13 protein-coding genes are annotated in these 13,236 nt (G+C 64.4%); 9 read left to right on the plus strand and 4 right to left on the minus strand.

Annotated elements, in window-relative coordinates; genetic code table 11:
• Positions 1–3: 3 nt before the first annotated feature.
• Genes RG2_RS06575 through RG2_RS06595 form a run of 5 tightly spaced genes read left to right on the plus strand, consistent with a single transcriptional unit; the run spans position 4 to position 4,718 of the window.
• On the plus strand, positions 4–855 hold the full coding sequence (locus tag RG2_RS06575) for an ABC transporter ATP-binding protein (protein ID WP_033231090.1): 852 nt from the start codon (positions 4–6) through the stop codon (positions 853–855).
• An 11-nt stretch (positions 856–866) separates the two neighbouring features.
• Positions 867–1,694 carry an NUDIX hydrolase gene (locus tag RG2_RS06580; protein WP_033231089.1) on the plus strand — a complete coding sequence of 276 codons (828 nt, stop codon included), beginning with the start codon at positions 867–869 and terminating at the stop codon, positions 1,692–1,694.
• A 10-nt stretch (positions 1,695–1,704) separates the two neighbouring features.
• Positions 1,705–2,484, plus strand: coding sequence for an enoyl-CoA hydratase/isomerase family protein (locus RG2_RS06585; RefSeq protein ID WP_033231088.1), 780 nt, complete (start codon positions 1,705–1,707; stop codon positions 2,482–2,484).
• 52 nt (positions 2,485–2,536) lie between these two features.
• Positions 2,537–3,550 carry a class I SAM-dependent methyltransferase gene (locus tag RG2_RS06590; protein WP_033231087.1) on the plus strand — a complete coding sequence of 338 codons (1,014 nt, stop codon included), beginning with the start codon at positions 2,537–2,539 and terminating at the stop codon, positions 3,548–3,550.
• A gap of 4 nt (positions 3,551–3,554) precedes the next feature.
• Positions 3,555–4,718, plus strand: coding sequence for a THUMP-like domain-containing protein (locus tag RG2_RS06595; RefSeq protein WP_033231086.1), 1,164 nt, complete (start codon positions 3,555–3,557; stop codon positions 4,716–4,718).
• A 13-nt stretch (positions 4,719–4,731) separates the two neighbouring features.
• Here RG2_RS06595 and RG2_RS06600 read toward each other — a convergent pair whose 3' ends face one another.
• Positions 4,732–6,039 (minus strand): outer membrane protein assembly factor BamB family protein, encoded by a 1,308-nt coding sequence (locus tag RG2_RS06600; RefSeq protein WP_033231085.1) that lies wholly within the window; start codon positions 6,037–6,039, stop codon positions 4,732–4,734.
• A 117-nt stretch (positions 6,040–6,156) separates the two neighbouring features.
• Here RG2_RS06600 and RG2_RS06605 point away from each other — a divergent pair, with 117 nt between their 5' ends.
• A complete protein-coding gene (locus RG2_RS06605; protein WP_033231084.1) occupies positions 6,157–6,918 on the plus strand; it encodes an acyltransferase in 762 nt (253 codons plus the stop codon).
• A gap of 28 nt (positions 6,919–6,946) precedes the next feature.
• Entirely contained in the window at positions 6,947–7,576 is a 630-nt protein-coding gene (locus RG2_RS06610; protein WP_033231083.1) for a maleylpyruvate isomerase family mycothiol-dependent enzyme, read from the plus strand.
• On the opposite strand, the gene RG2_RS06615 is transcribed toward RG2_RS06610, so the two are convergent.
• Genes RG2_RS06615 through RG2_RS06625 form a run of 3 tightly spaced genes read right to left on the minus strand, consistent with a single transcriptional unit; the run spans position 7,562 to position 11,177 of the window.
• A complete protein-coding gene (locus tag RG2_RS06615) occupies positions 7,562–8,806 on the minus strand; it encodes a glycosyltransferase family 4 protein (protein WP_033231082.1) in 1,245 nt (414 codons plus the stop codon). The two genes, RG2_RS06610 and RG2_RS06615, sit on opposite strands and share 15 nt — an antisense overlap.
• Positions 8,803–10,338, minus strand: coding sequence for a 1,4-alpha-glucan branching protein domain-containing protein (locus tag RG2_RS06620; protein WP_033231081.1), 1,536 nt, complete (start codon positions 10,336–10,338; stop codon positions 8,803–8,805). The genes RG2_RS06615 and RG2_RS06620 overlap by 4 nt, the downstream gene beginning before the upstream one ends.
• Before the next feature lie 29 nt (positions 10,339–10,367).
• Positions 10,368–11,177, minus strand: coding sequence for a class I SAM-dependent methyltransferase (locus tag RG2_RS06625; protein WP_045070389.1), 810 nt, complete (start codon positions 11,175–11,177; stop codon positions 10,368–10,370).
• 247 nt (positions 11,178–11,424) lie between these two features.
• On the opposite strand from RG2_RS06625, the gene RG2_RS06630 reads away from it, so the two are divergent.
• Positions 11,425–12,225, plus strand: a complete 801-nt coding sequence (locus tag RG2_RS06630; protein ID WP_033231080.1) for an electron transfer flavoprotein subunit beta/FixA family protein — start codon at positions 11,425–11,427, stop codon at positions 12,223–12,225.
• A gap of 48 nt (positions 12,226–12,273) precedes the next feature.
• Positions 12,274–13,230: an electron transfer flavoprotein subunit alpha/FixB family protein gene (locus RG2_RS06635; protein WP_033231079.1), complete on the plus strand. Its 957-nt coding sequence runs from the start codon at positions 12,274–12,276 to the stop codon at positions 13,228–13,230.
• The last annotated feature ends 6 nt before the right edge of the window (positions 13,231–13,236 follow it).

The following is a 13,236-nucleotide window of genomic DNA, read 5'->3' on the forward strand; positions in this document are numbered from 1 at the left end:
AATGTGCGGGAAGATGGTCGGGTGCCAACACCTGATCCTGACCTGCTCATCGATTTCGACAACGTTCTCATCCGCCGCGGCGGGTCCACTCTTGTGGGTCCGGTGACGTGGAAGGTGGAGCTCGACGAGCGATGGGTGGTGCTCGGACCGAACGGTGCGGGCAAGACGTCGCTGCTGCGTATCGCGGCCGGCGAGGTGTTTCCCACCAGCGGTACCGCGCATCTGCTCGGCGAGGTGCTCGGCCGCGTCGACGTCAACGAACTCAAGCCGCGCATCGGCCTGTCGTCGTCCTCGCTGGCCAACCGGGTGCCCGCCGACGAGAAGGTCAGCGACCTTGTTGTCTCGGCTGGCTATGCGGTTCTCGGCCGCTGGCGCGAGGAGTACGAGTCGATGGACACATCCCGTGCCGTCGAGATGCTCGAGAGCCTCGGCGCCGAACATCTCGCGGACCGCACGTACGGGACTCTTTCCGAGGGCGAACGTAAGCGAGTGCTCATCGCGCGTGCCCTGATGACCGATCCTGAACTGCTGTTGCTCGACGAACCCGCAGCCGGCCTCGACCTCGGTGGCCGCGAAGAACTGGTCGCCCGCCTCGCTGTACTCGCGGCCGATCCCGACGCGCCCGCCACTGTCCTGATCACCCACCACGTCGAGGAGATCCCGCCGGGATTCACTCATGCCCTCCTGCTCAAGGAAGGTGGCGTCGTGGCTCAGGGGCTCCTCGAGGACGTCATCACCGCCGAGAACCTCAGCAACGCGTTCAGTCAGTCGATCACCCTCGATCAGGTCGACGGTCGGTACTTCGCGCGTCGTACGCGAGCATCCGGAGCGCACCGGGCACCCGTGACGGTGTAGGTTCCCGAAACATGGCTAACGAGTTTGCGGACGCTGTCCCCACACCCAAGGACGCATCGACGGTGATTCTGGTGCGCGACGCGGAAAACGCGGCATCGGGCATCGAGATATTCCTGCTCCAGCGGGTGAAGGGGATGGCGTTTGCCGGCGGGATGACCGTGTTCCCCGGCGGCGGCGTCGACAAGTCCGACGGCACGGCCGAGGTCGAGTGGGCGGGTCCGTCGGCTCAGTGGTGGGCGGAGCGTTTCAGCACCGATGTCGCGCGAGCGAAGGCGCTCGTGCTGGCAGCAGTCCGTGAGACGTTCGAGGAATGCGGTGTCCTGCTCGCCGGGCCGAGTGCGGATACCGTCGTCGCAGACACGTCCGGCTACTCGGCGTCGCGGGTGGCTCTCGAGAACCACGAACTCACGTTCAGCGATTTCCTCAAGCAGGAGAATCTGGTTCTGCGTACCGATCTGTTGCGTCCGTGGGCGAACTGGATCACCCCGATCGGTGAGGCCCGTCGATACGACACTCGCTTCTTCGTGGCCGCCTCACCCGAGGGCCAGGTGGCCGATGGAGTTACCTCCGAGGCAGCCGAGGTTCGCTGGCAGAGTCCGCAGGACGCGCTGGACCATTGGCGCGCCGGCGACAGTATCCTGTTGCCGCCCACCTGGACTCAGCTGACGGAGTTGGCGAAGTACAACTCCGTTGCCGACGTCCTGGCGGCCGAACCCGAGATTCCGATCATCCTCCCGACGCTCTACCGCGACGAGACGACGTTCCGGATCGACTTCCCGAATCAGGATGACTACTACATCCCCGGGCCGCATCCTTGGGCTGCCCGGCCCGCCAAGTAATCTCCAGGGCATGTCTGAATTCGTAACTCTCGAGGTTTCCGACGGTATCGGCACGATCCGTCTCGCGCGCCCCCCGATGAACGCTCTGAACCGTCAGGTCCAGGACGAACTCGCGGTCGCGGCACGCGCGGCGGCAGTCGATCCGGCAGTGAAGGCCGTCATTATCTACGGCGGCGAGAAGGTCTTTGCTGCCGGTGCGGACGTCAAGGAAATGGCCGAGATGGACTTCGCTCAGATCAGTGACGCGGTGGCCGGAATCCAAGCCGGAATCGGCGCCGTCGCCGCGATCCCGAAGCCGACCGTTGCAGCGATCACCGGCTATGCCCTTGGCGGCGGACTCGAAGTTGCACTCTCCGCGGACCGTCGTATCGCGGGAGACAATGCCAAGGTCGGCGTCCCCGAGATCTTGCTCGGCATCATCCCCGGCGGCGGCGGCACCCAGCGATTGGCCCGTCTCATCGGACCGGCCAAGGCCAAGGATCTGGTGTTCACCGGCCGTTTTGTCGGTGCTGACGAGGCGTTGGCAATGGGCTTGATCGACGAGGTTGTTGCACCGGACGACGTGTACACCGCTGCCCGGAAGTGGGCGTCGCAGTTCGTGGGCGGCGCATCGCGGGCGATTGCGGCTGCTAAGGCTGCTATCGACGAGGGCCTGAACACGGACCTGGAAACGGGCCTGAAGATCGAGCAGCATCTGTTCGCAGGACTGTTTGCGACCGAGGATCAGTCGATCGGCATGGCGTCGTTCATCGAGAACGGTCCAGGCAAGGCCGAGTTCACGGGCCGGTAGGCTTCCCTAAATTAGAACTTGTTCATCTCTTACCAGCGAGTAGGATAGCCGAATGACTGCCAGCCCCACTGACGACGACATTGCCACGCCGCCTGCTGCCGAGGAAGCAGTAATGGACCCCGCGCCGCGGCCGCACGCCACGGCCGAAGAGGTCGAGGCCGCTCGCAAGGACACCAAGCTTGCTCAGGTGCTCTACCACGACTGGGAAGCCGAGACCTACGACGACAAGTGGTCCATCTCGTACGACGAGCGCTGCATCGACTACGCCAGGGGCCGGTTCGACGCCGTCGCCGGTGATCAGCCGCTGCCGTACGAGCGGGCACTGGAACTGGGTTGTGGCACCGGCTTTTTCCTCCTCAACCTGATGCAGGGCGGGGTTGCCAAGACGGGTTCGGTCACTGACCTCTCGCCCGGCATGGTCAAGGTCGCGATGCGCAACGCCGAAAACCTCGGTCTGCCCGTCGACGGACGCGTCGCCGACGCCGAGACCATTCCCTACGAGGACAACACCTTCGACCTCGTGGTAGGACACGCTGTGCTGCACCATATTCCCGACGTGGAGAAGTCGCTGCGCGAGGTTCTTCGTGTCCTCAAGCCCGGTGGGCGCTTTGTCTTCGCGGGGGAGCCGACCACCGTCGGTAACTTCTACGCTCGCTGGCTCGGCCGCGCGACATGGGAAGCCACGACCACGGTGACCAAGCTGCCTTTCCTCGCCGACTGGCGTCGTCCGCAGGAGGAGCTCGACGAGTCCTCACGCGCCGCCGCTCTCGAAGCTGTTGTCGACATTCACACGTTCGACCCGACGGACCTCGAGAACATGGCGAAGTCCGCCGGCGCCGGCCAGGTTCACGCCGCCACCGAAGAATTTGCCGCAGCACTGCTCGGGTGGCCGGTTCGCACCTTCGAAGCCGCAGTTCCGCAGGAAAAGCTCGGTTGGGGCTGGGGGCGCTTCGCTTTCGGTGGTTGGAAGACCCTCAGTTGGGTCGACGAGAAGATTCTGCGCCACGTCGTACCGCGCGGCTTCTTCTACAACGTCATGATCACCGGCGTAAAGCCAGGCAACTGAAACATTGGGTTATGACTTCACCCTCGCTGACATCGCCTATCTGGAAAGTGACTCCGGCATAGCGGCATTGGCCGAGTTGGAACAGTTCGAGCTGTCCACGCGTACGCGTCTGGCCGACATCGGCCGGGCGCGTACGCGTTTCGGCGACCACATGCCCGCGCTTGTCGACACGGTTCTGCTGCGCCGAAAGGCGGCTGCAAAACTCCCCGGCAGCGGGGGCTGGTTGTTCACCGACGACGCGATGCAGCAGGCCACCCCGGCGGCTGTCGCAGATCACCGTGCGCAGCGACTTGTCGGGCGCACGGTGCACGACGTGACGTGTTCCATCGGTGCGGAACTGCACGCCCTCACTGGCGTTGCGGATCGGGTAATCGGTAGTGACATCGACGCCGTCCGTTTGGCGATGGCCCGTCACAACGTGCCGTCGGCGGCGCTGTTGCGGGCTGATGCTTTGCGTCCGACAACGCGCGGCACCGTGATCCTTGCCGACCCGGCACGCCGTTCGGGTGGACGGCGAACACACGATCCGGCCGCATTGATGCCGCCGCTCCCGGATCTGCTCGATGCGTACGACGGCCGCGACATTGCCGTGAAGTGTGCTCCCGGACTCGATTTCGACAACCTCGGCTGGAACGGCGAGGTCGAGGTCGTCTCACTCGACGGCGGTGTCAAAGAGGCCTGTCTGTGGTCGTCGGGACTTACCGAGGCGGGCGTGACGCGTCGGGCATCGGTACTGCGGTCCGACGGCACCGGGTGGTCGGTGACCGACGCCGAGGACGACATCATCCCCGAACAGGAACCGGGGGAGTGGATCATCGACCCGGACGGCGCCGTCGTTCGCGCGGGCCTGGTGCGCCACTACGCGGCCAGACATGGTCTGTGGCAACTGGACCCACGGATTGCGTATCTCACCGGAAACAGCGTCCCCGAGGGTGTTCGCGGATTCCGGATTCTCGAACAGATCAAGTACTCCGAAAAGTTGTTGAAGCAGACTCTCTCGAAGCGCGACTGCGGCGTCGTCGAGATCCTGGTTCGTGGTGTCGACGTCGATCCGGCAGTGCTGCGTCCACGGCTCAAACTCAAGGGTTCTGTGTCGCTGAGTGTGGTGATCGTGCGCATCGGACGCTCGGCGTCGGCCTTCATCTGTGAGGCGTCGCGCTGGCCCTGAGTCGTCGCAGAGCTCACTTGAAGACGAACAGTTCACCGATTGCGCTGGGCGTCAACACTTCACCGTTCGGGCCGATGGAAGTGCCGACAGTGAAGCCGACCGCGCCTGGCAGGGTGTTCTGAGCAACGGTTTCACCGGATCGGGTGTCGAACGTGATCAGGCTCAGCCCGTTGTCGCCTTCGCGGACGACGGTGTACCCGGTGTCCCCGGCAGTTTGAGCCGGAACACCCAGCTGCAGTAGATCCTTGCGCTCCCAGACGAGTTCGGCGTGATCGCCCTTGTCCTGGACGGCAAGCAGGTGACCGTCGGCAGCTCCGGCGGGGATGATCAACCCGTCGTCGGAGGTGGAGGGGCTACCCGCGGAGTTGAAGCCGATGTCGTAACTCCACACCGGGTCGCCGGTTGCGGCATCGATCGCCCACAGCGTTCCGTTGTTGTCGGTGGTGTAGACGGTCTTTCCGTCCTTCGACAGGTCCGGGCTCGACGCGGTACCGCCGGGCAGTGCGTCGGTGGACCACTCCGGGGTGATCGAGGGATTGTCGCCGCCTGTGTACTTCATGGCGACCAGATCGGCGGCCTGGGAGTTGGGCCCGTAGAACGTGAAGTAGAACGTGCCGCTTTCCAGATCGATTGCGGGGGTGTTTGCCACCGGGCAGCCCGACGTGCCGAGGAAGCACTCGTCGAGTCCCTGGTTGTCGGGAATGAGTTCGGCGTTGGTCTGCTGCTCGAACGTCGGCGGCGGAATCAAATTGAACGACGAGACAACCTTGGCGCCGGTCTGGGGATTGAGCACGTTGATCTGGCCGAGCTGCGTGATGAACAGCAGGTTGCCGTCGCCCGTGAACTGCGCCGACAGGGGAGTGCCGACAACAAGTGTGCGCCAACGCAACTGGCCGTTGCGGGTGTACGACGCCATCGCCCCGCTTTCACCCACGTAGACGTTGGTCGCGGTGTCCACGATGGGCGTCGACGCGGCAACACCGTCGTTCATCCGGGTACACCACACCTTGCGGCCGGTGTCGAGCTGAAACGAGAAGAGGTTGCAGCCGTTCTCGGCGCGCGCCGTCACGAAACTCTGGCCGTTTGCTCCCGCGGACGCATACGCGGCAATGGGGCCGCCGAGTGGACGAGACCACGCGAACTCGAGATCGCGAGATCCCGTGACCTCGCTGGTGTCGCTGTTTCGGGCGTCGGCGTGCATCGCCGGCCAACCGGCAGTTGCGTAGCGGTCGACGACGGAACTCTCGCTTCCGCACCCGGCAGCCATCACCGTAGCGATCGCCGCCATCACCATCACGGACGACCGTAGGACCCGCCGCATCTCACATCTCCCTGCCGCTCGCGAAAGTAGTTCGGACCAGAGACTATCCCGCCGTAGGCAACGTGACGGGGCACACCCCGAGGGTCGGTGCGTCGACTGCCCGTACTCTGAATACTCATGACGAGCATGTGGGGCGCACCGTTGCGCACTCGGTGGCGGGGATCACGCCGAAACGACAGCGATCAGGCCAAGTTCCTGACCGTCGATTCCCTCAAATGGGTTCTGGCGAACAAGGCATATACCCCCTGGTACCTGGTGCGGTACTACCGTCTTGCCAAGTTCAAGATGGCCAATCCGCACGTGATTCTGCGCGGCATGGTGTTTCTCGGCAAGAACGTCGAAATCCACTCGACTCCCGATCTGTCCCGCCTCGAAATCGGGCGCTGGGTCCACATCGGTGACGGCAACGCGATCCGCTGCCACGAAGGGTCCCTGCGCATCGGAGACAAAGTGGTCTTCGGCAAGGACAACGTCGTCAACACGTACCTCGACATCGAAATCGGCGCCTCGACGCTGGTTGCCGACTGGTGCTACATCTGCGACTTCGACCACCGCATGGACGACGTCAACACCCCCATCAAGGATCAGGGCATCGTGAAGGGCCCCGTGCGCATCGGTCCGGACACCTGGGTTGCCGCGAAGGTCACCGTCCTGCGTAACACCCGCGTCGGTCGGGGTTGTGTTCTCGGAGCGCACGCCGTAGTCAAGGGCGACATCCCGGACTACAGCATCGCCGTCGGTTCCCCGGCCAAGGTCGTCAAGAACCGTAAGGCCGACTGGGAAGCGGGCGCAGCGGACCGTGCCGAGTACATCGCGGCCCTCGAAGACATCGCGCGGAAGAAGGCAGCCGCCGAGGCGGACAAATCTGTCAAGAAGTAGAGCGTGACGCTCGGGAGGGGAGTGCGGCATGAGCGAACAGACACCCGATTGGGTTGTGGAGCACCGACGCGAGTTGGTGACCTTCCTGGACGGTCTCACCACTGCGCAATGGGACACACTCTCGCTGTGTGAGGGGTGGCGTGTGCGTGAAGTGGTCGCGCACATCACCATGCCGTACCGTTATCCCGCTTCGCGATTCGTACTCGAAATGGTGAAATCGCGCGGCAACTTCAACCGCATGTCCAACCGCCGTGCGCTTGCGGACGCACGCGATCTGACCGAGCAACAGCTGCTTGGCTCCCTGCGCGAGCACGTCGCATACCCCTGGAAGCCGCCCGGTGGCGGCTTCGACGGGGCGCTGTCCCACGACGTCATTCACGGCCAGGACATCCGCGTTGCCCTCGGCGACGACTACGTCGTACCGGAGGACCGCCTCAGTCGTGTTCTGGGCGGCTTGTCACCCAAGAACGTGAAGTACTTCGGCGCGGACCTCGAAGGCGTGCGTCTGCGCGCTGACGACCGGGACTGGGAATTCGGCGCAGGCGCCGAAGTGCACGGCGCCGCACAGGACTTGCTGATGGTGCTGTGTGGCCGCATCCTGCCGCCGGGCCATCTGCTCGGCGACGCGCGGATGCGGTTCACGTCAGCGTCCGGGTAGCGGGCGCTCCGGAATCACCGGGCGGGCCAGGGGATGGCGCACCCGACGCTTGGCTCCCGCGTACACGTGCGCGGTTTCTTCAGCCACTTGGTGCCAGTCGAAGTCCGAGGTGAGGCGCGCCCGCGCTGCGACGGCGCGTTCCTGAGCGCCCGCCGGGTCGTCGAGCACTTCGCGTACGGCCGACGTCAATCCCGCAACATCGCCGGGTTGGAACGACATGCCGGTTACGCCGTCGACAACGGCTTCGCCCAATCCACCTGCAGTAGAGGTAATCAGCGGTGTACCGGCTGCTGCGGCTTCGAGAGCGATGATGCCGAACGGTTCGTACCGTGACGGCAGAACTATGGCGTCGGCGCCGTGCAGCCAACTCAGAAGTTCGGAGTGGTCGAGGTTGCCGAGAAAGTTGACCGACCGCACGACGCGATGGGTGCGCGCCTGTTCGGCGAGCCAGCCGAACTGAGTGCCCTCGCCCGCGACAGCGAGTGTGGTGCCGGGATGGCTACGACGGATTCGCGGCAGCGCAGCAATAGCGTCCTGGACACCTTTCTCGTATTCGAGGCGTCCGACAAAGAGTAGTTTCGGTGGCCCCGACCTCGGTGCACGTTCGCGAAAGTTCCACGTGGTCAGGTCAATTCCGTTGCGGATGACCGTGAGCGGCGGCAGTGAAGGGCCGTAGAGCTCGGTAACCTCGTCCTGCATTGACGCGGAACATGTTATGAGAGCGTCGGATTCGTTGGCCAGCCACCATTCGACGGAATGGACCTGACGGTTGATGCGTCCGGAGATCCAGCCGCTGTGCCGGCCGGCTTCCGTGGCGTGGAGCGTGGAAACCAGTGGCACGTCGTAGAATTCGGCCAAGGCGATTGCGGGGTGAGCGACCAGCCAGTCGTGGGCGTGAACCACGTCAGGCTGCCAGCCTTCGCCGACGCCGGGCTTGTGCAGCGCCGTTCCGGCTCTGACCATCGCGTGACCCATCGCGAGTGTCCAGGCGAGCATGTCCTCGCCGAACACGAAGTGTGCTGGGTCCTCGGCAACCGCGACGACAAGCACGCCTTCTGAGATGTGCGTGACCGTCGGGTGCGTCGACGCGTCGGTACCGGACGGACGACGCGACAGAACAACCACCTCGTGCCCGGCCGCGGCCAGTTCGGTGGCGAGATGGTGGACGTGCCGACCCAGTCCGCCGACCACAACCGGGGGGTATTCCCACGAAACGATGAGAATTTTCACGAGATGCTCCCGTTTGCCAGTTCGCTCTGGGGCAGACGCCGTGCGTCGAGGCCGGGGAACAGGCCGTCCGCGCGATTCCAGCCGTCGGCGAGGCGGGTGGCAACCGCATCCCTGCCGGAGACCACGGCGTCGGCGATCTCCCTGGTTGCGTGAGCGTGCTTGTGTGCGCGTTCGCGCGCATACCCCGCTGCGGAATCCTTGCTCACCATGAACGCCCAATCGCTCGACACTGTCATCAGTGTCTCCCGAAGCACCTGATCGTTTACCCGGTTTCGCAGTTCCGGACGTCCGGGGACATTGTCGTGCCCACGAGACTTGTCCACCGCATTCAGTGCCGTGTCGACAACTTCGGTGTTGAGTTGCACGAGATCACTGACCTGATCGCCCGCCCACACTCGCCAGTCCTTACCTGATCCCCACGACGAATCCTCCAGTTGCACAGGCTTACCCACGTATCCGGCGGCCTGCGCATCGCCTAGGGTTCCGACGCGGATGCCCGCCTCTGGTAGGGCGCGCAGAACCTTTTCGAGCCACTGCGGACCCTCGTACCACCAGTGCCCGAACAGCTCGGTGTCGAACGCCGCGACCACCAGTGCGTCGCGCCCGATGCGCGCGGATTCCGATCGCAGTCGCGCCCGGACGGCCTCGACGAAGTCGGTGACATGCTTGTCGACGGCGGCCGCTGCGAGGTCCGGATCGTAGGGAGCCTTGTCAGCGGAGTCGACCGTTCGGCCGGTGACCCGGGACGGTTTCAGGCCGGTCTCGTGGTCGTACGTGTGGAAATCGCGGTACGCGCCGTGGCCGGGATATCCGGATTTCGGAGACCAGACGCGGTAGCTGACCTGCAGGTCGCGGCCGAAGGCCACAACATCGGAGTCGCGGACCGGGCGGCCGAGGGTGGTGTCACCGCGCAGGGCAGGGCCGTCGACCATGAAGTGTGTGACGCCGGCTTCGGCGTACCCACGTTCCATGCCGGGGGTGTACCCGCATTCGGGTCCCCAAATGCCGGTGGGAGTGTGGTTCCACCGCGCCTGAGCGTCGGCGAGGCCCTCGCGGAGGGAGAACGCGCGCAGCCGAGGATCGAGAAGCGGCTGGAACGGATGAGCCAACGGGCCCCCGAGCAATTCGAAGGCGCCGCGGTCGATGAGATCGCGGAAAACCGGGGAAGCGCCGTGCTGCCAACGGGTTTCGAAGTCTTCCAATGCTGCGGCAGACGCACGGTGCTCGCGCGCGCCGAGTTCACGGTGCGCCGCGTCGGGCATCCCGGCCGCTTCGTGCGCGCGGATCTGCCAATTGCCGAGCCAGTGGTGCATCCCGGCGAGGCAGTGAGGATCGTCGAGCTGTGCCGCGAGTACCGGCGTGATTCCCAGCGTCAGAAGATTGGATCGACCTTCGTCGGCGAGGCGTCGTAGCGCCGCGGTGAGGGGGAGGTACGACCCGGCCCACGACTGGTAGAGCCATTCTTCGCCGACGGGCCATCGCCCGTGGTTGGCGAGCCACGGCAGGTGCGAGTGCAGGACCAGGGCGAACATCCCCGGTTCTCGGACGGGTGTTGCGTTACTCACTCGGCAGGATCTTTCACTGCGGGGTCTTTGACAGCGGCGTCTTTCACGGCAATTGCGACGAGGTCGAGGCTTGCGTCGATGTCGGGGACGGCGAGCGTGAAGTCGTCCACGGTGATGCCTTCGACGTCGCGGGTCAGGTCCGCCGGCCATGGCTCACCGGCGAGGGCACGGTCGATCTGCGCATTGATGAACGATCCGCCGTGTTTGGCGTCGAGGTCCTTCAGTCGCGGGCCGTGATGGACACCCGTCATGAGTTGGACGCGGAATCCGGCGTCTACCAGGAGTTCCGTCATCTCGTCTGCGTTGAGTTCGCGGGTGTGAAACGGGTTGAGCGGTGTGTCCCGGCCCGGGGAGAAGGTGATCCGATTGGGGGTGCTGATGAGAAGTTCGCCGCCAGGAGCCAAGACTCGGAAGCACTCGCGCAGGAATTGTCCCTGGTCCCACAGGTGCTCGATTACCTGGAAGTTCACTACTACGTCCACCGAATTGTCTTCGAGTGGCAATTCGGCGAGATTGCCGTGGACCATCTCGACGCGGGGGTAACGAGCGCGGACGTGTTCGACGGCGGAGATGTCGTAATCGAGACCGGTGACCTTGGTGGCGACATCGGCAATCATGTTGGCGCCGTAGCCTTCTCCGGAACCGGCTTCGAGCACGCGGCGATCGGTGCAGCGTTCCAGCAACGCGCGGTAGACAACTTCGTGGCGCCGGAACCAGTAGTTCTCCTCGGGAATTCCCGGCACAGTTCGTTCGCCCGTCAGGGGCAGGGGTGCGTCCTCGTGGTTGCTGACACTTGTTTCACTCACCTCTGGGAGATTAGTGCCAAACGGATAGAACGTGTTCACGTGGTCCAGATCACAGCGATAATTTGCACTCCGTGCCGTTATGGTGAGGGTGGTTCCACGTTAAGTTACCGACGGGTAACTTAACGTGAGGTAATCTAACGCACAGCCGACGTGAGACGAGAAATCCATTTGCGGAATCCCTCGGCCTGCGCGTAGCAACACAGACGATTTATCAGGTGAAATACACACAGGAGGTCGACGAAGACCCATGACGAATATCGTTGTTTTGATCAAGCAGGTCCCCGACACATGGTCCGAGCGCAAGCTGACCGACGGCGACTACACGCTTGACCGTGAAGCCGCAGACGCAGTGCTCGACGAGATCAACGAGCGCTCCGTCGAAGAAGCACTCCTCATCAAGGAAGCTCAGGGCGGTGAGGTGACGGTGCTGTCCGCAGGCCCCGACCGCGCCACCGACGCTATCCGCAAGGCACTGTCGATGGGCGCCGACAAGGCTGTCCACATCAACGACCCCGCGCTGCACGGATCCGACGCCATCCAGACCGCGTGGACCCTCGCAGCCGCACTCGGACAGATCACGTTCGAGAACGAAGAGCCTGCAGACCTGATCATCGCCGGCAACGAGGCCACTGACGGCCGTGTCGGCGCTGTTCCGGCCATCATTGCCGAGTACCTGGGCATTCCGCAGCTCACGCAGCTGCGCAAGCTCGTCGTCGCTGACGGCACCGTCACCGGTGAGCGCGAGACCGACGAGGGCGTTTTCGGCCTCGAGGCTTCGCTGCCCGCAATCGTCTCGGTCACCGAGAAGATCAACGAGCCGCGCTTCCCCTCCTTCAAGGGCATCATGGCCGCGAAGAAGAAGGAAGTTCTCGTCTACACACTGGCCGACCTCGGTGTCGACCCGGAGACCGTGGGTGTTGCCAACGCCGGCACGACCGTGACCTCCTCCACTCCGAAGCCCCCCCGCACCGCTGGTGAGCGCATCGCAGACGAGGGAGACGGTGGCACCAAGATTGCCGCGTACCTCGTCAGCAACAAGGTCATCTGATCGCGCCCTTCTAGGCAACCAGCAGAAAAACTCAGGGAGAGTTAAGTCATGGCAGAAGTACTTGTGCTCGTAGAGCACGCAGAAGGTGCGCTGAAGAAGGTCAGCACCGAACTCATCACCGCTGCACGCGCACTCGGTGAGCCGTCGGCAGTTGTCGCCGGCCCCGCCGGCACCGCAGCCAAGCTCGCCGACGCACTGGCAGCAGCCGGCGCAGAGAAGATCTACGTCGCCGAGTCCGACGACATCGAGGGCTACCTCGTCACCCCCAAGGTCGACGTTCTCGCCGCACTCGTCGAGTCCACCAGCCCCGCAGCGGTCATCACCGCAGCCGGCACGGAGGGCAAAGAGGTTGCCGGTCGTCTGGCCGCACGTCTGGGCTCCGGTCTGCTGACCGACGTCATCGAGATCAAGGCCGACGGAACCGGCGTCCACTCCATCTTCGGTGGCGCGTTCACCGTCGAGGCCAAGGCAAACGGCGACGTCCCCGTCTACTCGGTTCGCCCGGGTGCAGTCGAAGCAGCTCCGCAGGCCGGCGCCGGCGAGCAGATCGCTGTCGAGGTTTCGGCTCAGGACGAGAGTGCCGTCAAGGTCACCTCGCGTGAGCCGATCGTCGGTGGCGACCGCCCCGAGCTCACCGAAGCCAGCGTTGTGGTTTCCGGTGGACGTGGCGTCGGCAGCGCCGACAAGTTCTCCGTCGTCGAAGAGCTCGCCGATTCCCTCGGCGCAGCAGTCGGCGCTTCGCGTGCGGCTGTGGACTCGGGTTACTACCCCGGACAGTTCCAGGTCGGTCAGACCGGTAAGACGGTCTCCCCGCAGCTGTACATCGCACTCGGCATTTCCGGTGCCATCCAGCACCGCGCCGGCATGCAGACGTCCAAGACCATCGTCGCGGTCAACAAGGACGAAGAGGCACCCATCTTCGAGATCGCCGACTTCGGCATCGTGGGCGACCTGTTCAACGTCGCACCGCAGCTCACCGAGGCTGTGAAGGCTCACAAGGGCTAAAAAGCA

The organism is Rhodococcus globerulus NBRC 14531 (assembly GCF_001894805.1).
Taxonomy (GTDB): Bacteria; Actinomycetota; Actinomycetes; order Mycobacteriales; family Mycobacteriaceae; genus Rhodococcus_F; species Rhodococcus_F globerula.

Coding starts and splice junctions, on each gene's coding strand:
- RG2_RS06580 (WP_033231089.1), top strand. CDS start 867: ATGGCTAACGAGTTTGCGGACGCTGTCCCCACACCCAAGGACGCATCG.
- RG2_RS06585 (WP_033231088.1), top strand. CDS start 1,705: ATGTCTGAATTCGTAACTCTCGAGGTTTCCGACGGTATCGGCACGATC.
- RG2_RS06590 (WP_033231087.1), top strand. CDS start 2,537: ATGACTGCCAGCCCCACTGACGACGACATTGCCACGCCGCCTGCTGCC.
- RG2_RS06600 (WP_033231085.1), bottom strand. CDS start 6,039: ATGCGGCGGGTCCTACGGTCGTCCGTGATGGTGATGGCGGCGATCGCT.
- RG2_RS06605 (WP_033231084.1), top strand. CDS start 6,157: ATGACGAGCATGTGGGGCGCACCGTTGCGCACTCGGTGGCGGGGATCA.
- RG2_RS06610 (WP_033231083.1), top strand. CDS start 6,947: ATGAGCGAACAGACACCCGATTGGGTTGTGGAGCACCGACGCGAGTTG.
- RG2_RS06620 (WP_033231081.1), bottom strand. CDS start 10,338: ATGTTCGCCCTGGTCCTGCACTCGCACCTGCCGTGGCTCGCCAACCAC.
- RG2_RS06630 (WP_033231080.1), top strand. CDS start 11,425: ATGACGAATATCGTTGTTTTGATCAAGCAGGTCCCCGACACATGGTCC.
- RG2_RS06635 (WP_033231079.1), top strand. CDS start 12,274: ATGGCAGAAGTACTTGTGCTCGTAGAGCACGCAGAAGGTGCGCTGAAG.